This window comes from Janthinobacterium sp. CG_23.3 (genome assembly GCF_046115965.1).
In the GTDB taxonomy this organism is placed as follows: domain Bacteria; phylum Pseudomonadota; class Gammaproteobacteria; order Burkholderiales; family Burkholderiaceae_D; genus Janthinobacterium.
The window spans coordinates 1-21,396 of record NZ_JBJXIB010000054.1; the positions used below are offsets into that span (position 1 = coordinate 1).

A 21,396-nucleotide genomic window follows, 5' to 3' on the forward strand; every position below is an offset into this window, starting at 1 on the left:
GCAAGCAAGGCCATGGCATGCTTGAGGTTCTGCTCCGGGCCTTCAACGGTAATCCTATCCCGCTTGCCGCATAGCGGCTGAACAGTCACAATTTATTGATATTAAATGTACGAGAGTGATAAAGAGGCACTGCATGGTTTGTTGGGTAAAGTAGTTGAGCACATTTAAATAAACTTTAAGGGATGATATGAAGATTTCACCTTCTGCCGCGACCAGTATTTTATTGTCGATGGCATTCTGTGCTGTAAGTTCTCCTGCGCTTGCAATAAATTATTATGTTTCAAGCACTGGCAGCGATAGCAATAATGGGAATTCGGAAGCAGTGACCGGTCCGGCGAAGGGGCCTTTCGCTACATTAAATGCATTGACTCGACTTAAACTGGAAAATGGGGATAATATTTTCTTGGCTTGTGGAGAGCGGTTCCAAGGTCCTCTTAACTTGTCGCTCCAGAGCACGCGCGCCGGTGCGCTGACAATCACCCGTTCGGGGAACTGTATCGAAAATCCTCGTCCAGTTATTACTGGAAAAATTCAGCTCGCCGCTCTGTCCGGTGTAGGGCAGGTGTCCGATCTGACGCTTCCTGTTGGGGAAATAGTTCAGGTTTTTGCCGGGAATATACCTGTCGCGCGCGCGCGATTTCCAAAGAGCACCTACCTCATTTATCCCGATACCGCCATAGCGTCGGATATCCGTATCCCTTCTAATAGCGCGATAGATGGAAAAGATCTTCTGAAGGCCGTGGCGCACGCTCGCACCGAGGAATGGTTTTTGGAGGAAAGAACCATCATCGATGTAAACCTTGCTTTGGATAAAAAATTAGAACATCCGCTGAACCATAAAGCCGGTGTGTATTTTACAGGAAAGGAATGGATGATAGGAACGGACTATAATTGGGCCTATGATAAATCGATACATAAATTAAGTATCAACAAACACACGAATTATCCGGTTTCCGTGGTCTACCAAGGTGATTTATTGCTAATTAGTGGACGCGGCTCGGTTGTTGTTGACTCCGTTGAGTTCGATGGCGCCGGCGCCGATGGGCTGAAAATCAATATCCAAGATGGGCCGGTTAAAGTCAATAATATTATGTCAAGACATTCCGTAGGAAATGGTATCTCAGTGTGGGGCGCCATCACTGCTGAGGTAACAAACTCAAAAATAGAGGATACCGGTTTAGACGCAATATTTTTCGCTGAATCGCTTAACGCAACTGTCAAAAAAAACGTTATTTTAAATGCCGGGCTTTACCAAGGGCCAAATCCGAATTTGGCCGCAATTAATGCGCATAGGACGGTGAGTGCCACTGTGACTGAGAATTTCATAGATCGTGCAGGCTATATAGGAATTCGCGTTTCGGGCGCCGCAAAAGTACAGGGGAATATCCTGCAATCCACATGTTTGAATTTATCTGATTGCGGAGCAATTTATACGTGGCGCCGAAATATTGACGACCTCAGGCCGTTGACCGAGATTTCTGGTAATGTCATTAAAAACGTCGATGGTGATATTAGCGTGAAGAGGTGGCTGAATGATTGGTTTGTGGGTATTTATCTGGATGACTACACTAAAAATGTATCGGTGGATGGGAACATAATTATCAATGCCGGACAAAGTATCTATTTACATAACGCCGAAAATAATTTCGTGAAAAACAATTACTCGGTTGCCTCAAGGGTTTACAATTTAATCATGAAAAATGATAAAAATGCAATCCAGCAAGGTGATTTGTATGCCGGTGGAGATGTCGTCTATATTGGAATGTCATCGCCTTATACTTTCCGTACTCAAAATATTTTTGAATCAAATACAACGGTGAAAACGGGTTGGTCCGTGCAGAATTTCGGCGAATCTTTACAGACTAACGAGACACTCCGGTTTTTGACGGGGTTTAAAAAAGCCGATGGCACATTCCCAGTAACGCCACTGCCAGTAAACTGCGTTAATAAGACGATCGGATCACCAGAGGGCGGGTTAAAAATCGTTTCTGCCGCAGTGTATGCATGCTTGTAGGATTGTTGAAATAAAAGCATCGTATTTCAGTTTTAATTAACGAACCCATGGTTTGATCAATATAGGTCCGGTTCCAGGCGCTGTACTTGTGCCGGGAGCCTGCCTTCGACTTTCCCGCAGCGGTCGCTGATAGCTATTGGCTCAGCGCCGCCGTCGCTCCACAACTTTGGCTACGCCAATCCGAACAGGAAGGCAGCAATGTGGCGTGTCGTCCGCGCCAGCGCCGCGCTGCGTGCGAGAATAGCGCATTCCAAACACGCCGACCGAATCTGTACCGCAGACGGCGGCTGAACCTCTATTCTCGACAAGGCAGTATCAATGCAAATGGACAAAGGACAGCGCGTCAAACTGGCTGACGCATTGAGCGTCGACAGCGGATTTGTGGCGCGGTTGTCGGCAAGCGGCCCTGGCTTGACTATCGATTTCGTTTGCTTCGGCCTCGACGCGGCCGGCCAGCTGTGGCACGACGACTATATGACCTTCTTCAACCAGCCGGCGACGCCCTGCGGCGGCGTGGCCATGGCCGCCGGCGCGCCCGACGCCACCTTCACCTTCGAGCTGGAGCGCCTGCCCGCCGCGGTCGAGCGGCTGGTGCTGGCGGCGGCCATTGACGGCGCCGGCACGATGGGGCAGCTGGAGCATGGCCACGTCCGACTGCTCCAGGATGGGCGGGAAGGCGTTGCGTTCTCCTTCGCCGGCGCCGATTTCAGCGCCGAGCGCGCTTTGATATTGGCGGAAATGTATCGCCTCGACGGCGGCTGGCGCTTCGGCGCGACGGGGCAGGGCTTCAACGGCGGCCTGGACGCGCTGGTGCAGCATTTCGGCGCCGACGTTGGCGCCGCCGTATCGCCCGGCGAGCGGGCGCCGCCGTCCGCGCCGCGCGACGCCGCCGCCATGCTCGACATTCAAATCGCCGCCGACCGCACCATCGGCTACGCGGCAATTCAAAACAACGTCCCGGTGGTGCGCGCCCTCACCCTGCTCAACACGGGCGCGGCGCCGCTGCTCGACGTCGACGTCGAAATCCGCTGCGCGCCCGCGTTCGCGCTCGGCACCCGCCTCAAGTTCGAGCGCTTGATGCCCGGCGAGAGCCGCAAGATGGCGCCGATCGACCTGCAACCGGACCACGCCTACCTGAGCGCCCTCGACGAGTCGGAGCGCGCCGCGATCCAGGTCAGCGCGACGGCGCAGGGCCGGCCGGTGGCGCAGGCCAGCCGCGCCATCGACGTGCTGGCCTACGACCAATGGGCCGGCACGCGCTCGCTGCCGGAACTGCTGGCGGCGTTTTGCATGCCGAATTCACCGGTGGTCGACCAGCTCATCGCCGCCGCCTCGGCGTTGTTGCGCGCGGCCTCAGCCGGCGCGGCCATGAGCGGCTACCAGGCCAAGAACCGCGAAAAAGTCTGGCAGCAGGTGTCGGCCTTGTACAGCACGCTGCTGGCGGAAGACCTGCAGTACGCCAATCCGCCGGCGTCGTTCGGCGCCGACGGCCAGAAAATCCGCACGCCGGAGCGCATCTTCGGCGGCCGGGTCGCCACCTGCCTCGACCTGGCCATGCTGTTCGCCTCCTGCCTGGAGCAGGCCGGCCTGCATCCGGTGGTGTTGTTCAAGGAGGGGCACGCCTGGGTCGGCGTGTGGCTGATCGAAACCTGTTTTCCGACCGCCCTGGTCGACGACGTGCAAACGCTCAGAAAGCGCGTGAGTTCCGGCGAGTTCATCGTCTTCGAAACCACCGGCGTCGCCGGCGGGCAGAAGCCGTCGCTGCGCCAGGCCTGCGCGCGGGGCGCGGAAGAGTTGAAGGAAGCCAGCGCTTTCCTCTACGCGATCGACGTTCGCCGCGCCCGGGAACTGCAGATCCTGCCGCTGCGCTCGCGCTCCGCCAGCGCCGCGCCGCCAACCCCGCTGGCCATCGACGCGGCGCAGGCGATCGAGGACATGCCGGCGCTGCCGCCCTTGGACCCGGTGGTGCCGCCGCTGACGCGGTCCGACATCCCCGACACGCCCGACGGCCGGTTGGCGCGCTGGAAAAGCAAGCTGCTCGATTTAACCCTGCGCAACCGCCTGCTCAACTTCAAACCTGCGAAAACCCATGTGCGGGTAATTTGCCCGGACCCCGGCGCCCTGGAGGACGTGCTGGCCGAAGGCAAGGAGTTCAAAATACGCGCGCTGCCGCCGGTGATGACCGGCAGCGACCACCGCGACGCCGCCGTGTTCGCCGCGCGCACCGGCGCCACGCCGTTCGACGCGCTGGCCGGCGACGCGCTCGGCCGCGGCGAGTTGATCGTCGACGTGCCGGCGGAGGCCCTGGAGGCGCGCCTGCTGGAGATCTTCCGCGCCGCCGGCACCGGGCTGGAAGAGGGCGGCGCCAATACCTTGTTCATGGTGTTCGGCATGCTCGAATGGCAGGAGGACAAGGACGCCGAGGCGCGCCACCTGGCGCCGATATTGCTGATCCCGGTGACCTTGTCGCGCCAGTCGGTGCGCAGCGGCTTCCGCCTGACCCGGCACGACGACGAGGCGCTGGTGAACCCGACGCTGGTGCAGAAGCTGTTGCAGGACTTTGGCTTGAAGCTGCCTTCGTTCGAGGTATTGTCGGGCGACGACAAGGGCATCGACGTCGCCGGCATCCTGCAGATTTTCCGGCTCCAGGTGACCGAGTTGAAGGGGTGGGAGGTCAAGGAGCAGGTACACCTGGGTATTTTCTCGTTCACCAAATTCCTGATGTGGAAGGATTTGCAAAGCCGCCACAAGGCGCTGTTGGAAAACAGCGTCGTCGCGCACCTGATCAACCACCCCGGCAAGGCCTTCGCCGACAACGCCATCGGCTTCGCCCCGGCCACGCTTGACGACACGCACCGGCCGCAAGACCTGTTCGCGCCGCTCCTGTTGGACTCGTCGCAACTGCGGGCGATCTGCGTGGCCGGCGCCGGCACCAACCTGGTCGTCGAAGGCCCGCCGGGCACCGGCAAGAGCCAAACCATCACCAATTTGATCGCGCACCTGCTGGCGACCGGGAAATCGGTGCTGTTCGTGTCCGAAAAAATGGCCGCGCTGGAGGTGGTGCACCGGCGCCTGAACTCCCTGGGGCTGGGCGCGTTCTGCCTGGAGCTGCATTCGTCGAAGGCCAAGAAAAGCAGCGTCTTGAAGCAGCTCGGCGACGCGCTGGAAGCGGCCGGCGCGCGCTCGGTCAAGGACTGGGAGCTGGAGGCCGATCGGCTGGCCGCGCTGCGCCGGGAATTGAACGCGCTGTCCAACGCGCTGCACCGGGTCCATCCCAACGACCTCAGCGTCTACGACGCCATCGGCGTGTGCATCAAGCACGCCGAGCGGCGGCCGGCAACGATGGATTGGCTTGATGCCAACCAGCACAGCCGGGTCGAGCTGGAGGGTTTGCGCGATACCTCGCGGCAGATGGCGGCGTTGGCCGGCCAGCTGTCGCAATTGGGCGCGCATCCGCTGGCGGACATCGCCAACGCCGACTGGACGCCATCCTGGCAGCAGGATGTGCTCGACGCGGCCGCCGCCCTGGCCACGGCGGCCGGCGCCTTGCGGGAGCGGGCGGCGCCGGCCTTGGCGGCGATTGGACTGCCCGACGCCGGACTGTCCTTGCATGAGCTGGGCGCCCTGGACCGGCTGGCCGACGCCTTGCTGCGCGCGCCGCATATGCCACCCGGCGTCGCGCGCGCCGCCCACGATGAAGCGGCGCGCGCGACCTTGGCGCAGTTGCGCCGGCACGGCCTGGCGCGGCACAAGGCATGGGAGTCGCTGGGCGGCGCCTACCGCGAGGAGCTTGCCACGCTAGCCGCCGCGGAACTGACATTGCAATGGGCCGAAGCCGGCGCCGCGTGGTGGCCCAAGAGCTGGTTCGCGAAACGCGCCGTGCTCAACCGCATCCGGTTGTTCAGGAGCGACGCGCAGCGTCCGCGCGAAGACGAGGTCGCGCCCTTGCTGGGGGCGCTGGGGCGGCTGAACGCGGAAGACGCCGCGCTGGCGTCGATGGCGGCGGACGCCGGCGCGCTGCTGCAGGGCGGTTACGCGGCGCATAACACCGACTGGGCCGCGGTCGAAGCGGCCGAAGGCTGGGCCGGCGAATTCGCCGACGCGCTGGTCGGCATGGCCGGCGGCGACGTCGAACGCGCCAGGGCGCTGCGAGAGAAATTACAGTTGTTGGTGACGGAAAACCGCGCCATGCTGAAGCCGGACGGCGCGCTCGGCGCCGCGCTGCTGGCCTACCGCGAAGCCTTGCGGATGTTCACCGGCGACTTGGCCAACGTCGACCGGATAGCCGCGTGCGGCGGCGCCTTGGCGATGGCGCCCGCCGCCGCCGGCGCCATCGCCACGCTGCTGGCGCTGCTGCAAGGCTGGCAGACGGCGGCGCGCCAATTGCAGCCATGGTGCCTATGGCGGCGGGTGCGCGCCAAGGCCATCGGCCAGGGGCTGCACGGCCTGGTGGCCAGTCTGGAGAGCGGCGCCGTCGCCTTGCCGGATATCCCGGAGTTTTTCGAGTACAGCTACCGCAACTGGTGGTTGAGGAAAAGCGTGGACCTGGAAACGGTGCTGTGCACCTTCTCCAGCGCCGACCATGAACGCAAAATCCGCGAATTCCAGGCCGCCGACGCCCGCTTCCAGTTGCTGACGCAGCAGTACGTCGTGGCGCGGCTGGCGGCGCAGGTGCCGTCCAGCGCCGGCATCGCCCCGGGCGCCGATTCCGAAATGGGCAAGCTGCGGCGCGAACTGCAAAAGCAGCGCAAGCATATGCCGATCCGCCAGCTGGTCCAAAGCCTGCCGACCTTGATGGCCAAATTGAAGCCGTGCCTGCTGATGTCGCCGCTGTCGGTGGCGCAGTACCTGGACGCGGCGCACGCGCCGTTCGACGTCGTGGTCTTCGACGAGGCTTCGCAGATACCGGTGTGGGACGCCGTCGGCGTGATCGCGCGCGGGCGCCAGTTGACCTGCGTGGGCGACCCGAAGCAGTTGCCGCCGACGAGTTTCTTCACCCGCCTCGACGACGAGGACGGCGTGGGCGAGGACGATGTGCAGGATCTGGAGAGCATTCTCGACGAGTGCCTGAGCATCGGCATGCCCAAACTAAGCCTGAACTGGCACTATCGCAGCCGCCATGAAAGCCTGATCACCTTCAGCAACGTCACCTATTACGAGAGCCGCCTGGTGACCTTCCCGTCGCCGGCCACCGACGACCGCGGCGTGCGCTTCGAACACGTGCGGGGCGTGTACGACCGCGGTGGCACGCGCACCAACCGGGCCGAGGCGCTGGCCATCGTCAAGGCGATCGAAAACCATTACCTGGACCCGGCGCGATGCGCGCTGAGCCTGGGCGTGGTGACGTTCAACCAGGCCCAACAAAACCTGATTGAGCGCTTGCTCGACGAGCGCCGGCGCGCCTCGGCCGCGCTCGACCAGGCGATCGCGCTGGCGCTGAACGAGCCCTTGTTCATCAAGAACCTGGAAAACGTCCAAGGCGACGAGCGCGACATCATCTACTTCTCGATCACCTACGGGCCGGATGCGACTGGCAAGGTCAACCTCAACTTCGGCCCGCTGAACCTGGAGGGCGGACACCGGCGGCTGAACGTCGCGGTGTCGCGCGCGCGCCAGGGCGTGGTGGTGTTCAGCACCTTGCTGCCGGAGCAGATCGACCTGTCGCGGGTGCGCGCCGCCGGCGTGCGCGACTTGAAAAACTACCTGGAGTTTGCGATTCGCGGGCCGCGCGCCCTGGCCGAACAGGCCGCGCCGGGCGGACTGGAACCGGACGGCCCGTTCGAGCTGGAGGTGATCCGCGTCCTGCGCGAGCAGGGCTGGACCGTGCATGCGCAGGTTGGCGTGTCGGCGTACCGCATCGATATCGGCGTCGTCGATCCGCGCGCGCCGGGCCGCTATCTGCTCGGCGTCGAGTGCGACGGCCGCAACTACCATTCGGGCGCCACCGCGCGCGACCGCGACCGCCTGCGCCAGCACGTGCTGGAAGGTTTGGGCTGGGAACTGCAGCGGATCTGGTCGACCGACTGGTGGTTGGACCCGCGGGAAGCGTCGCGCAAACTGCTGGCGCGCCTGCAGCAGTTGCTGGCGCGGGAAGCGCTCGCGTTGGACGCCGGTGAACCAGTCGCGCCGGCGCATGTCGTTGTGCCGGAGGCCGGCCCGGCCGAACTGCCGCGATATCGGCCGACACCCTTGCCGGCGGGGGAGTCGGGCAGTTTCTACGACGCCGCCTCGAAGCAGACGCTGCGCGATCAGCTGGTGCAGGTCGCCAACGCCGAGGGGCCGGTTGCGCACCACCTGGCGTTCAAGCGCGTCATGCGCGCCTGGGGCTTGTCGCGGACCGGCCGGCGCATCGAGGAGTTGCTGAGCGGGCTTGCGCCGGCGCAGATCGCGCGCACCGGGGACGGGTTTTACTGGCCTAACGGGCTCGACCCGAGCACGTGGGAGGGCTTCCGCCTGCCCGGCGGCGAAGCGGAGTCGAAGCGCCCGATCGAGGAAATTTGCCTGGAGGAGATCGGCAACCTGGCGCTGTTTATCCTGTCGGAGCATGGCAGCACCTCGCGCGACGACCTGGGGCGGTCGGTGTGCCGCATGCTTGGCATGGCGCGCACCACGACCGAGGCGGAGGAGCGCATCGGCCGGGCGCTGGCGCACGGCCGCGCCGGCGCGCGCATCCACATCGACAACGGCGTCGCCGCTAAAAAAGAGGGAATTTCGTAGGTCGGGTTAGCCCAAAGGGCGTATCCCGACAACGTTGGCCTGGAGCCGGCACGGATCGCCCGCGCCAACGTTGTCGGATTACGCGTGCCGCTAATCCGACCTACGCGACCTGCAACGCCAACTCGTGCGGCCCGATAAACCGCTCATGCGTACCATGCCAGCCGCAGGCGAACGCGCCGCCGACGGCGCCGTGGCGCATCGCCAGCTCCAGCGGCGCGCCGCGCAGCCAGGCGGCCAGGAAGGCGGCGACGAAGGAGTCGCCGGCGCCGTTGCTGTCGACGACGGGACGCGGCAGCGGCGCGCACGGGAAGTGCCGCGGCGCTTCATCGCCGCGCGCCAGCAGATAACTACCGCGCTCGCCGGCCATCGCCACCACCGCCCGCGCCCGGCCGTCGCGCACAATCCGCGCCATGACGCCGCCGACCCGCTCGCCCAGCGCCGCCGCGCCGACGAACACCAGCTCCGAGCGCAGCGCGAAGTCGAGGTGGTGCGGGTTCTCGCCGTCCCAGTCGTGCAGGTCGGTCGAGGTGCTCACGCCGAGCGCCTGGGCGTCGTCGTACAGCTCGCGCACCCAGTGCATGATGGAGAGGTGCGCATGGCGCGCCGCGCTCAGGTGCGGCAGGTAGAATTCGCGCGGCATGCGCAACTCGTACGGATGGCGGCCGTCGTACATCGACAGGCGCCGGCCCTGCGGGTCGATCAGGTTGACGCTGCGGCGGGTGCCGCTGTCGTGCACCAGGTGGCTGAAGTCGAGGCCGCGTTCCTGGTAGCGCGCCAGAATCAGTTCGGCCTGGCGGTCGGCGCCGATGAAGTCGATGAACTTGGTGCGCAGTTGCAGCGCCAGACAGCCGAGGGCGACGCCGTTGCCGGTGTGGGCGACGTAGTCGCGGATGGCCGGCACGTGCAGCGAGTCGGCCGCCGGCAGGGTCAGCGAAGGCACTTGCACGATGGTGTCGATGCCGACGCCGCCGACGACCAATACGTCGTGGCTTGTTGTCATGGTGATTGCTCCGTTAGCTTGTCGTAGGTCAGATTAGCGTAGCGTAATCCGACAATGTTGGCCGAAGCGAGACGCAGTGCCGCCGGCTAACCCGACTTATATTTGAGGGCGCGGGCGCCTCGCGTTATGGCGCCGCTTCCAGCAGCAGGGCGCCGTCGGCGCGCAGGCTGACGGCGCCGTCGCGCACCGTCGCCGCGCGGCCGCTGTAGGCGTCGCGCACTTGCGCGCCGTCGGCGAAGACGCCGTGCACCTTCAAGGTCAGCTCGCCGATGGCGTCCGGCGCCACCAGCACGCGGTCGCCCGAGGCCGCGTCGACGCGCGAGAACAGATACGGCTGCTGGCCCAGGCGCTTGTGCGCGCCGCGCGCCAGGGCGAGGTGGCGCGCGCGGAACTGGCCGAGCTTGCGCGCGTGCGCCAGCAGCGCCTCGTCGGGCCGCTCCCAGTTCATGTCGGAGCGGGTGTTCTGCTGGGTGTCGCCGTCCGGCGCGGCGCCGGGCTGGCGGCCGCTTTCGTCGCCGTAGAACAGTTGCACGCCGCCGGGCGCCAGCAGCAGGGCGCTCAGGCCATGGCGCAGGTTCTCGCGCGGGAACAGCAAGGTGTCGTGCGAGGAGATGTAGGACAGGATGTCGTAGCGCGGCCCCTTGCCGAGCAGGCCGGCGTAGCGGCGGTACTCGGCGTCGACGGCGTTCCAGTCGCCGCCGGCGCGGTGCTGGAAGTCGAAGTTGATCATCGAGTCGAAACCGGCGTCGTGCCAGCCGCTGCGCTCGGGGCCGTGGTCCCACGCTTCGCCGGTCATCCAGAACGGCGCGTCGTCGATTTTCTGTTGCGGGTGGCGTTTTTTCCAGTCGGCCAGCGCGGCCGTCGACGCGTTTTTCAGCGCGCGCCAGCTGTCCGGCTCGACGTGCTTGACGGTGTCGCAGCGGAAGCCGTCGACGCCGTATTCGCGCACCCACTCGCTCAGCCATGAGACCAGGTAGCCGCGCACGCTGGTGCCGGGCAGGGCGCGCGCGCCGCTGCCGGCCTTGTTTTGCAGGATGGGCGGCAGGCCGACCGCTGTCGGGCTGTCGGTGCGGAAGTCGGCCAGGTAGGCCAGTTGCATGGTGAAGTCGTCGCCGCCGCCCTCCTGGTAGCCGGGCAGGCCGGCGCGCACCCAGTCGGGCCCCCACCATTGGGCGAAGTCGAAGTTGTTATAGTCGATATAGCCGTGGTAGTCGGCCAGCGTGGCCTTCTCGTGGCCCTTCCACAGCACCGGCACCCGGTATTCGGCCAGGGTGCCGATGTCGGCGTAGCCGGGGTGGTTCATGACGACGTCGAACAACACCCGCACGCCTTGGGCGTGGGCGGTGTCGATCAGCGCGCGCAGTTCGTCTGGCGTGCCCATGTTGGCGTCGAGGCGGGTGTAGTCGAGCGGCCAGTAGCCGTGGTAGGCATAGTGTTTGAAGCTCTGTTTGCCGCCCACCACCCAGCCGTGGATTTGCTCGTACGGCGCGGTGATCCACAGGGCGTTGACGCCCAGCCCGGCGAAGTAGCCGTCGCGCAGCTTTTGCGTCAGGCCGGCCAGGTCGCCGCCGTGGAAGGTGCCGGCCTCGCCGGCGCCGTCCGGGCCGCGGCCGTAGGAGCGGTCGTTGCCGCGGTTGCCGTTGGCGAAGCGGTCGGTGACGGCGAAGTAGACGATCGGGTTGGCCGCGAAGCCGGCGGCCGGGGCCACGGGGGACGCCGAGGCGGCCGGATCGGTCAATCCCGCCAACAGCGCCAGCAACGGCAGCAGGCGCAAGCGGGAGCGGAGGGCGGGGCCGCGTGATGTACGCATGTCAGCCTTTCACGCCGCCGGCGGTGAGGCCGGAGATCATCCATTTTTGCGCCAGCAGGAACACCACCGTGATCGGCAGGCCGGACAGGATGGCGGCCGCGGCGAAGTCGCCCCACAGGTACTTTTGCTCGTACAGGAAGAGCTTGGAGCCGACCGCCAGGGTCAGGTTGTTTTGTTCGTGCAGCAGCACCGAGGCGATCGGGTATTCGATGATGGCGCCGATGAAGGCCAGCAGGAACACCACCATCAGGATCGGCACCGTCATCGGCAGCAGCACGTAGACGAAGGTTTGCCACGGGCTGGCGCCGTCGACCTTGGCCGCCTCCTCGATTTCAACCGGGATGGTTTCGTAGTAGCCCTTGATGGTCCAGATGTGCATGGCGATGCCGCCGGCGTAGGCCAGCACCAGGCTGCCGTGGCTGTCGATGCCGAGCCACGGCACGTAGGCGCCGATGGTGTCGAAGATGGCGTAAATCGCCACCAGCGCCAGCACCGCCGGGAACAGTTGCAGCAGCATCAGCGTGCTCAGGGCCTGCGCCTTGAAGCGGAACCGCATGCGCGCGAAGGCGTAGGCGCAGGTGGTCGACAGCAGCAGCGTGACGGCGGCGGTCATGGTGGCGACCTTGATCGAGTTCCACAGCCACAGCAGCACCGGAAAGTCGGGCTCGACCAGGGCGCCGTTCGGCCCCTGGTAGGACATGCCCAGCGCCAGGCGCCAGTGCTCGAAGCTGATTTCGGCGGGGATCAGGCTGCCCGCGGCGAAATTGCCGGGGCGCAGAGAGATCGACAGTATCATCAGGAAGGGGAACATCACCAGCGCGATCAGCGCGATGACGGCGACGTGCGCGGCGAGGATGCGCCAGCGGTTGGATCGGTCTACTACGATTGCCATGGTGCGCTCCTGTTAAGCTTTGTTCATGCGCGTCAGGCGCATGTTGACCAGCGAGATGGCTGCCACCAGCAGAAAGATGATGGTGGAGATGGCCGCCGCCAGGCCGAAGTTCTGGCCGGAGTCCTCGAACGCGATGCGGTAGGTGTAGGACACCAGCAAGTCGGTGGTGCCGGCCGGCAGCTTGGTGTCGAGGAAGTCGGGGCGGCCGCCGGTCAGCAGGCTGATCAGCACGAAGTTGTTGAAGTTAAAGCCCAGGCTGGCCACCATCAGCGGCGTCAACGGCTTGATGATCAAGGGCATGGTGATCTTGAAGAAGTTCGTCAGCGGGCCGGCGCCGGCCAGCGCCGAGGCTTCGTACAGGTCGGCCGGAATCGCCTTGATCAGGCCCATGCAGACCACCATCATGTAGGGGTAGCCGAGCCAGGTGTTGACGATCAGGATCATGGTCTTGGCCAGCGTGGTGTCGGAAAACCAGGCCGGCTTGATGCCGAAGAGGGCGTCGAGCACCAGGTTGATTTCGCCGAAGTTATTGTTGAACAAGCCCTTGAACACCAGGATGGAGATAAAACCCGGCACCGCGTACGGCAGGAACAGCAGGGTGCGGTAAACGCCGCGGAATTGCAGCGCGTCCCAGTTCAGCAACACGGCCAGCGCCATGCCCAGGCCGGTGGTGGTGACGACGGTGATGGTCGAGAACACCACGGTCCAGACGAAGATGCGCAGGAACGGCTCGCGGAAGGCCTGGTCGGCGAAGATGCGGGCGAAGTTGGCGAAGCCGACGTTGACCTTGAAGCCGGGTTCCAGCGATTCGCCTTCCGGGCTCTGGTAGAAGCCGGTCTGGAAGTTCGGTTTGATCAGCTCGCCCGTGGCGAGCTTTTTCAGGTTGCCGTCCGCGGCGGCGGCGTAGACGTGGGCGATCGGGCCGAACTCGCGCAGGCTGACCATGCGCAGCTCGATCTTGTTGGGCATGACCAGCGTCAGCATTTTCAGCTCGGCTTGCTGCTCGATGACGTCCTTGAGCCCCAGCGGCTGGCCCGGCAGCGGCGTTTGCAGCGGGTCCAGCGGCGCCACGTCGACCTTCAGCGGCACCTTGCGGCGCAGCGCCAGCGGGCCGCTGAGGAACAGTTCATTGGTGTCGGCGCGTTCGAGCTTGATGCGGAACTGCTTGCCGTCGCCGTACAAGGTCATGGCGTAGCCGCCGCTGTCGGTGCGCTGGGTTTCGTCGAGCAGGTACTGGGTCGCGCGTTCGAAGGTCAGCAGGTTCTTCGAACTGAAATTGGTGAAGCCGATCGACACCGTGTAGACCAGCGGCAGCAGGACGAACACCATCACCGCCGCGACGCCTGGGAACAGGTAGCGGTAGGCGTAGGCGCGGCTGGAGGTGAAGATATACCCGGTCAGCGTCAGCGCGCCGAGGCAGATGCAGGCCAGCATGGTCTGGCCGGTGGAGTAGAGCATGAACAGCAGATACAGACCCAGCGCCAGGCTGATTGTCAGTATCGAAGGACCGATAAACTTGCGCACGATTTTTTACCTGTAAAGATGGGGCGGAGTCTGCCCTTAATGGCGTTAAGTTAGCGCGTCGTAGGTCGGATGAGCGGAACGCGTAATCCGACCTACCAAAGCTGGCTAACTTAGTTCACGCTAGTGATGCGCTTGGCGGCGGCGTCCAGGCCTTCTTTCGTGCCTTGGCGGCCCTGGGTGATGTTTTCCAGCGCCGATTTCATCGACGACCAGAAGCGGCCCATTTCCGGATTGTTCGGCATAGGACGGCCCGCTTGCGCGCTTTCCATCGTCGCCTGGATGTTCGCGTTGGTTTTCAGCTCGGCGAACAGGGCCTTGTTGGCGGGCGTGCCCAGCGGGACGTCGGCGTTGATGGTTTTCAGGCCGTCAATCGCCAGCATGTGGTTTTCCAGGAATTCGGTGGCGAGTTCCTTGTTCGGGCTGGCCTTCGAGATCATCGCCCCCAGCACGCCGATGAACGGCGAGGCGGCCTTGCCGCCGACGGTGGGGATGTTGGCGACGCCGAAGTTGATCTTCGACTTGCGCGCGTTGTCCCACGACCACGGGCCGTTGATCATCATCGCCACCTTGCCCTGGTTGAAGCCGGCTTCCATGTCGGCGTAGCCGGCGCCCTTCGGCATCGCGCCGCTGTTGATGAGGTTCATGATGGCGTCGACGCCGGCCGTCGCGCTGGCCGAGTTCACGCCGGTCTTGGCCGCGTCATAGTGGCCGTCGGCCTTCAGGTCGAAGGCGGTGGCGCCGCCCGCCGCCAGCAGCGGCCAGCTGAAGTAGGTGTTGGTGTAGTCCCACAGGATGGCTTTCTTGCCCTTGGCCGCCAGTTTTTTGTCCAGCGCGGCCAATTCCTCGAAGGTTTTCGGCGGGTTCGGCACCAGGTCCTTGTTGTAGACCAGCGAGACCGCCTCGATCGACATCGGGTAGCCCCAGGTCTTGCCGCCGACGGTGAAGGCGGCCCAGGCCAGCGGCAGGATGGCGTTGCGCGCTTCCTTGCTCGGGGTCAAAGGCTGCAGCAGGCCGCTGTCGATCCAGGCGCCGATGCGGTCGTGCGGCCAGACCCAGATGTCCGGGCCCTTGCCGGCGGCGGCGGCTTGCTGGAACTTGGTCGGCGCGTCTTCCGGATGCTCGACGACGACCTTGACGCCGGTTTTCTTGGTGAATTCCTCGCCGACCTTGGCCAGGCCCTTGTAGCCTTTGTCGCCGTTGATCCAGATCAGCAGCGTGCCGGGTTCGCCGGCGTGCGCCAGGCCCATGCCCATGCAGCCCAGGCCGCTCAGCGCGGCGAACATCAGGCTAGTCTTGAATAGCGTGCGTTTTGTGGTCGATACCATGGTTTCGTCTCCGATTGTTTTTTATGTCGAGGCTGTGAAAAAAACGGGTCGAGCGGCGCTCGTTGCATTCAACCCGTCAGAAGAAATTAGCGGCAGGCGCGCCCCTGCTGGTCGAACACGTGCAGCCGCGGCGGCGTCACCGTCAGGAACACCGCCTGGCCCTGGGCCCAGTCGGTTTCCGGATCGGCGCGCACCACCAGCGGCTCGTCGGCGCCGGCCACCGCCACGTACAGGTAGCTGATGTCGCCCAGTTTCTCGACCGCGTGCACGGTGGCGGGGATGCCGCCGGCGTCGTGGCTGGCGCTGATGTGCTCGGGCCGCGCGCCCACCGTCACGGCGCTGCCGGCGGCCAGGGTCTGGCCGATGGCGGCGCTGACGCTGCCGCCGGCGGCGGTGGCGATCACGCAACTGCCGGCGGTGGCGCTTTGCACGGTGCCCTTGAGGAAGTTCATCCGCGGCGAGCCGAGGAAGCCGGCCACGAACAGGTTGTCGGGGTGGTGGTACAACTCCAGCGGCGCGCCGACCTGCTCGATGCGACCGGCGTTGAGCACGACGATGCGGTCGGCCAGCGTCATCGCCTCGACCTGGTCGTGGGTCACGTAGATCATGGTGGCGCCCAGCTCGCGGTGCAGATTGGCCAGTTCGATGCGCATCTGCACGCGCAGCGAGGCGTCCAGGTTCGACAGCGGCTCGTCGAACAGGAACACGTCGGGTTTGCGGACGATGGCGCGGCCGATGGCGACGCGCTGGCGCTGGCCGCCGGACAAGTCCTTCGGCTTGCGTTCGAGCAGCGGCTCGATGCGCAGCACCTGCGCGGCGCGCGCCACCGCCTCCTGGATCTGCGCCTTGTTCATGCCGGCCAGCTTCAGGCCGAAGGCCATGTTCTCGGCCACGCTCATGTGCGGATACAGCGCGTAGCTCTGGAACACCATGGCGATGCCGCGCTTGGCGGGCGGAATCTGGTTCATGCGCACGGCGCCGATGTGCAGGTCGCCGGCGCTGATTTCCTCCAGGCCGCAGATGACGCGCAGCAGGGTCGACTTGCCGCAGCCGGACGGACCGACGAAGACCACCAGTTCGCCGTCCTCGATTTGCAAATCGATGCCGTGCAGGGTCTGCACCTCGCCGTAGGATTTTTTTATGCCCGATAACTTCAGTCCTGCCATGTCTTCCTCGCTGTTCTCGTTCCGGCGCGGCTGGCGCCACGCTCTGTATGGGATTGCTTTTCGCGGCGGCGCTTGTCGGCTTACGCCCCGCGGGCTCACCCGACCTACGTGGAGCGATCTCCGCGGCGCACGGGGCCGCCGATGTTACTTGGCCACCTGCCCAAACCAGCCGCCGTACGCCGGCAGCGCCACGCTGGCGCCCTCGGCCGCGCCGCGCAGGCCGTGGCCGTCGAGCGCCACCGCGCCGGCCGCTTGCGGCCAGTCGAAGCGCACCGCCGCGCCGCCCAGGTTGAAGGCGGCCAGCACGCTGGGCGATCCGGCCAGGTCGCGGCGGAGGGCCAACACCGGCTCCGGCGCGTCGAAGAAGACGATGTCGCCGAGCGCCAACTGGGGCACGCCGCGGCGCCAGGCCAGCACCTTGCGGGCGAACGACAGCGGCGAGTCCGGCCCGTCTTGCTGGTCGACGGCGCGCGCGAGGTGTTGCGGCGGCACCGGCAGCCACGGCGCGGCGCTGCTGAAGCCGGCGTGCGGGCTGCCGGCCTGCCACGGGATCGGCGTGCGGCAACCGTCGCGGCCCTTGAATTCCGGCCAGAAGGTGATGCCGTACGGATCTTGCAGCACCTCGAACGGCAGGTCGGCCTCGGTTAGCGCCAGCTCGTCGCCCTGGTACAGGCAAGGCGTGCCCTTGAGCGCCAGTTGCATCGCCAGCACCACCTTGGCCAGTTCCGGCGAGGCGTCGGCGCCGCCCCAGCGCGTCATCACGCGGGCGCTGTCGTGGTTGCCAACCGACCAGGAGGCCCAGCCGTCGGCGACGCGCGCCTCGAACTGCTCGACCTGGGTGCGGATGTGCGCGGCGGAGAACTCCGACGTCAGCAGGTTGAAACTATAGGCCATGTGCAGCTTGTCGCCGCCGGTGGTGTAGTCGCCCATCACCGCCAGCGAATCGTCGGCGCCGATCTCGCCGATGGCGATGGCGCCGTATTCGTTGAGCAGGCTGCGGATGTTTTGCAGGAAGGGCACGTTTTCCGGCTGGGTCTTGTCGTAGACGTGCGCCTGCATGCCGTACGGGTTGACCGACGACACCATGGTGCTGTCGCGCAGCGCCGCCGGCGGATTGCTGCGCAGCTGCCGGTCGTGGAAGTGGAAATTGCAGGCGTCCAGGCGGAAGCCGTCGACGCCGCGTTCCAGCCAGAAGCGCAGGTTGTCCAGGTGGGCTTGCCGCACCGCCGGCTGGTGGAAGTTCAGGTCGGGCTGGCTGGTCAGAAAATTGTGCAGGTAGAACTGGCCGCGGCGGGCGTCCCATTGCCAGGCCGAACCGCCGAACACCGACAGCCAGTTGTTCGGCGGCGTGCCGTCGGCCTGCTGGTCGGCCCAGACGTACCAGTCCGACTTGGCGTTGTCGCGGCTGCGGCGGCTTTCAACGAACCACGGATGCACGTCGGCCGAGTGCGACAACACCTGGTCGATCATGATTTTCAGTCCCAGCGCGTGGGCGCGCGCGACCAGTCGGTCGAAATCGGCCAGCGTGCCGAACAGCGGGTCGACGTCGCAATAGTCCGACACGTCGTAGCCGAAATCCTTCATCGGCGAGGTAAAGAACGGCGAAATCCAGACGATGTCGACGCCCAGGCCGGCGATGTAGTCGAGCTTGGCGGTGATGCCGGGCAGGTCGCCGACGCCGTCGCCGTTGCTGTCCAAAAAGCTGCGCGGGTAGATTTGATAGATGACGGCGCTGCGCCACCAGTCGGCGGCTGGGGTGGCGGGTGCGGTGGCGGTGCTTGGCGTAGGATTCACTCTGTCAGCGTTTCTATAAAAACTAGCCGGTATGCTTGCCGGATAGTTCGGTTGGTCGGAGGTCGCGCTTCGTAAATAGCCAAAGCGCTTTGGGCATGAATTTAGTATAGTTCAAAGCGCTTTGGAAAGTAAAGATATTTACACGCCATTTTGTTGTGAAACGCGCCGCGGCGTTGTAGGTCGGATGAGGGCGGCGTAATCCGACGCCGAGCCGCTGTCGACGCCGGTCGGTTTACGCCCGATGGGCTAACCCGACCGACGAAAACGCACCCGGCCGGCGTTTCGGCTCGCTTAGTTGCCGGGCGCCGGTCCCGCCGTCTCGCCCGGCAGCAGTACCGGTTGCCACAGTTGCTGCAACTCCGACGCCGGGGTGCCGTCCATTAGCGCGAACAGCATCTCGATCATCTTGGCGCCGGCGCGGCGCGGTTCGGGCTGGTGCACGGTGGTGACGTTGTAGCCGGCCAGCGAATCCTCCATCGCGCCCCAGACGATCAGCGACAGGTCGCGGCCGATGTCGACGCCGGCGTCGAGCAGCGCGCGCACCGCGCCCACGCCCGACATGTGGTTGTCGACGATGACGGCGGTCGGCCGCAGCGTGCGCGCCAGCAGGCGCTGCATGGCCTGGTAGCCGGCGCGGCGGTCGTGCGCGTTGTCGATCAGGTTGTCCGGGTCGACCGCCAGGCCGGCTCGCAGCATCGAGGCCTGGAAACTGTCGACGCGCTGGCGTACGAAGGTCATGTCGGGCGTCGCGCTGATCAGGCCGATGCGCTGGTGGCCCAGCGCCAGCAGGCGCTCGACCGCCAGGCGCATGCCGGCCTCGTTGTCGTAGTCGAACCAGGCGTGCGGCTGGTTCAGCAGGGTGCGCCCGTGGGTGACGAAGGGCAGCCCCTGTTGCGCCAGGTAGGCGATGCGCTCGTCGTAGGGTTTGGTGCGGCCGACCACCAGGCCGTCGACGCGACGCCCGGTGACCATCCGCTCGTAGGAGCGAAATTCGTGCGACGGCGAGGACGGCGCGATGATCATGTCCATGTCCTGCGCCTCGAGCGCCTCCGACATGCCGCCGACGATGTCGATGAACATCGGGTCGGCCAGGTCGTTCGGCTGCAGCGGGTAGATGATGCCGACCACGTTGGTGCGGCCCACGGCCAGGCTGCGCGCCATCGGATTGGGCCGGTAGCCGGCGGCCTTGGCGGCGGCCAGCACCCGTTCGCGGGTGCGTTCGCTCACTTCCGGGTAGCCGTTCAGGGCGCGGCTGACCGTGGTTTCCGAAATTCCGAGGTTTTTGGCGAGATCTTTTAAATTCATGGGCGAAGCGTTAGGGTGATGTCGCCGGCCGGATCGCGCAGCGGTTGCGGGCGGGGGACTGGAGCCGACAGTTTATCCGAAATTTGCCAAAGCTTTCCACATTGCCAATCTGGCAGTGGAGGGAGGCCGGCGCGCGGCGCGGTCGCTGGCGGGGAGGGCGAGCGGCGCGATGGCGCTGTCGCTTGCTGCGGACGAAAAAAACGCGCGGGGGACCGGGGTCGCATCGCTGCGCGCCCCGGGCCGTCGGCCCGCCTCCGCAGACCGGAGCCGGGCGCACCCGCGCCAAAGAAGGATACAACCTAAATCCACTACGTGAAGCCGCCGGGGCGCGGGGCAGCACCCGCGCATCCCTCCGGCGTGTTACCTACTGCAATCGAACGCTGCGCAGCGCCGGCCCGCGAAGGCCGGCCCATTCTATTACCACCAAGCCTCGACCTGGAAACCGAGCGAGCTGCCGCTGGTCTTGCCGCCGAACACGCCGGTGCTCGACAGCGCGTCGCCGGCGCCGGCCGCCGCCTGCGCCGCGTCGTTCCACTTGGCGTAAGTGTAGAAGGCGCGCAGCACCGGACGCGACCAGAAACCGTTGCCGGCCGCCAGTTGCGGGGCGATCGTAAACTTGCTCAGCTTGCGGGTTTTCTGGCCGTCCGGCTTGACCTGGTCGAAGCCGAGTTCGGCGGCCACGCTGTAGTTGTCGGCGAAGTGGTAGACCGGACGCACGCCGGTCGAGGTCCACTTGCTGTGGCTGCCGCCGCTCTTCTTGTCTTCGTAGACGAAGGTGGCCATGCCGGACCAGTCGCCTTTCGGTTGAACCATGATCTGTTCGGTCAGGCGGGTCACCTTGTCGTCCTTGGCGCCACCCAGGTTGATGCCGCCGGTGGTGGCGCCGCTGCCGCTACCGTATTGCAGGGCGACCTTGTTGAAGCCGCCCAGCAAGTTGCCCTGGGTGTGCATGGCGGTCAGCAAGTGGCCCCCGGCGATCGCGGCGGCGCCTTCGGCGTTGCGCTTCTGGTTGATTTGCGCGCCGAAGGTCAGTTCGCCGTCGGGGTTGAGCTTGATGCCGGACAGGCGGATGTCGTGCGCCAGCGCGGTGCGATTGGCGTCGCCGCTGTCGGCGGTGCGCACCACGGCGTAGGCCAGCTTGGCCGCGCCGAGGTCGATGTTTTCAAGGCCGGCGCCCGGACCGCTGTTGTTCCAGAAATAGTAATCGGTGATGTGCACGTCCTGGCGGTCGTAGTAGCGCTTGCCGACCCAGGCCTTGGCGTTGGCCATGGCGCCGGTGCCGATGTGGTCGGCCACCACGTTCAGTTCGCGCCACGATGGCGAAGCCTGTTCCCAGTCCTGGTTTTGCGCCACCGAGAAGGCGAGCAAGGTGTTGACGCGGAAGGTGGTGCCGTTGGCCGCCTTGAACGCTTCGCCGCCGAACTTCAGTTCGCCGTAGGTCTCGCATTCGTTGCCGAGGCGGTATTTCGACGAGGCGCCGGCCAGGCCGAAGCAGGCTTCCTTGCCGCCTTCGCCGCTGGTGCCGAAGCCGGAGCGCACGTAGCCGCCGAAGTCGATCGGCAGGCCAGCTTGCGCGGCCGATGCGCCCAGGGCCAGGGCCAGCGCGGCTGGCAAGGTTTTCATGAAGTGTCTGCTCATTTTTATCTCCGATGGTCTTTTTAAGTTATGGATGGCGTGCGCCACGCTCCGGCCGCGCGCCGTCCCGGTTTCGTACCGGGATCGACGCCTATGCAAGTCAAAGCGCTTTGAATGTAGTCCAAAGCGCTTTGAGTATATTTCAAAGGGCTTTGATAAGTAAAGTTTTTGCTGGACGCTGTGTTGCGCTTTGACTACGCCGGGCGTTTGACGA

At 65.1% G+C, this 21,396-nt stretch carries 11 protein-coding genes; 2 read left to right on the top strand and 9 right to left on the bottom strand.

What is annotated here, in order from left to right; translation table 11 throughout:
* Positions 1-187: 187 nt before the first annotated feature.
* Together ACFDR9_RS14145 and ACFDR9_RS14150 are read left to right on the top strand one after the other, a co-directional pair.
* Complete coding sequence (locus ACFDR9_RS14145) at positions 188-2,014, top strand: right-handed parallel beta-helix repeat-containing protein (RefSeq protein WP_409031399.1); 1,827 nt, start codon at positions 188-190, stop codon at positions 2,012-2,014.
* A 318-nt stretch (positions 2,015-2,332) separates the two neighbouring features.
* Positions 2,333-8,731 (top strand): DUF3320 domain-containing protein, encoded by a 6,399-nt coding sequence (locus ACFDR9_RS14150; protein ID WP_409031400.1) that lies wholly within the window; start codon positions 2,333-2,335, stop codon positions 8,729-8,731.
* Positions 8,732-8,831: 100 nt separating this feature from the next.
* Here the strand turns inward: ACFDR9_RS14150 and ACFDR9_RS14155 are convergent, their stop codons facing one another.
* The 9 genes from ACFDR9_RS14155 to ACFDR9_RS14195 all read right to left on the bottom strand — a co-directional run bounded on the left by ACFDR9_RS14155 (position 8,832) and on the right by ACFDR9_RS14195 (position 21,185).
* The gene (locus tag ACFDR9_RS14155) at positions 8,832-9,731 is read right to left on the bottom strand and encodes a carbohydrate kinase family protein (protein ID WP_409031401.1); all 900 of its coding nucleotides are present in this window, start codon (positions 9,729-9,731) and stop codon (positions 8,832-8,834) included.
* 124 nt (positions 9,732-9,855) lie between these two features.
* Positions 9,856-11,541 carry an alpha-amylase family glycosyl hydrolase gene (locus ACFDR9_RS14160; protein WP_409031402.1) on the bottom strand — a complete coding sequence of 562 codons (1,686 nt, stop codon included), beginning with the start codon at positions 11,539-11,541 and terminating at the stop codon, positions 9,856-9,858.
* Position 11,542: 1 nt separating this feature from the next.
* Positions 11,543-12,433, bottom strand: coding sequence for a maltose ABC transporter permease MalG (gene malG, locus ACFDR9_RS14165; RefSeq protein WP_017876231.1), 891 nt, complete (start codon positions 12,431-12,433; stop codon positions 11,543-11,545).
* Between the two features lie 12 nt (positions 12,434-12,445).
* Positions 12,446-13,957 carry a maltose ABC transporter permease MalF gene (gene malF, locus ACFDR9_RS14170; RefSeq protein WP_409031403.1) on the bottom strand — a complete coding sequence of 504 codons (1,512 nt, stop codon included), beginning with the start codon at positions 13,955-13,957 and terminating at the stop codon, positions 12,446-12,448.
* Positions 13,958-14,067: 110 nt separating this feature from the next.
* Positions 14,068-15,282 (bottom strand): maltose/maltodextrin ABC transporter substrate-binding protein MalE, encoded by a 1,215-nt coding sequence (malE, locus tag ACFDR9_RS14175; protein WP_409031404.1) that lies wholly within the window; start codon positions 15,280-15,282, stop codon positions 14,068-14,070.
* Between the two features lie 86 nt (positions 15,283-15,368).
* Positions 15,369-16,448, bottom strand: a complete 1,080-nt coding sequence (locus ACFDR9_RS14180) for a sn-glycerol-3-phosphate ABC transporter ATP-binding protein UgpC (RefSeq protein ID WP_327076062.1) — start codon at positions 16,446-16,448, stop codon at positions 15,369-15,371.
* Between the two features lie 144 nt (positions 16,449-16,592).
* Entirely contained in the window at positions 16,593-18,242 is a 1,650-nt protein-coding gene (locus ACFDR9_RS14185) for an alpha-amylase family glycosyl hydrolase (protein ID WP_409031405.1), read from the bottom strand.
* A gap of 291 nt (positions 18,243-18,533) precedes the next feature.
* Positions 18,534-19,547, bottom strand: coding sequence for a substrate-binding domain-containing protein (locus ACFDR9_RS14190; protein WP_409031406.1), 1,014 nt, complete (start codon positions 19,545-19,547; stop codon positions 18,534-18,536).
* 417 nt (positions 19,548-19,964) lie between these two features.
* A complete protein-coding gene (locus tag ACFDR9_RS14195; protein ID WP_409031407.1) occupies positions 19,965-21,185 on the bottom strand; it encodes a maltoporin in 1,221 nt (406 codons plus the stop codon).
* Positions 21,186-21,396 lie beyond the last annotated feature (211 nt).

Bases quoted from the DNA above. Each gene is read 5' to 3' on its own strand.
- ACFDR9_RS14145 (WP_409031399.1), top strand. From the start codon at position 188: ATGAAGATTTCACCTTCTGCCGCGACCAGTATTTTATTGTCGATGGCA.
- ACFDR9_RS14150 (WP_409031400.1), top strand. From the start codon at position 2,333: ATGCAAATGGACAAAGGACAGCGCGTCAAACTGGCTGACGCATTGAGC.
- ACFDR9_RS14155 (WP_409031401.1), bottom strand. From the start codon at position 9,731: ATGACAACAAGCCACGACGTATTGGTCGTCGGCGGCGTCGGCATCGAC.
- ACFDR9_RS14160 (WP_409031402.1), bottom strand. From the start codon at position 11,541: ATGCGTACATCACGCGGCCCCGCCCTCCGCTCCCGCTTGCGCCTGCTG.
- malG (WP_017876231.1), bottom strand. From the start codon at position 12,433: ATGGCAATCGTAGTAGACCGATCCAACCGCTGGCGCATCCTCGCCGCG.
- malE (WP_409031404.1), bottom strand. From the start codon at position 15,282: ATGGTATCGACCACAAAACGCACGCTATTCAAGACTAGCCTGATGTTC.
- ACFDR9_RS14180 (WP_327076062.1), bottom strand. From the start codon at position 16,448: ATGGCAGGACTGAAGTTATCGGGCATAAAAAAATCCTACGGCGAGGTG.
- ACFDR9_RS14190 (WP_409031406.1), bottom strand. From the start codon at position 19,547: ATGAATTTAAAAGATCTCGCCAAAAACCTCGGAATTTCGGAAACCACG.
- ACFDR9_RS14195 (WP_409031407.1), bottom strand. From the start codon at position 21,185: ATGAGCAGACACTTCATGAAAACCTTGCCAGCCGCGCTGGCCCTGGCC.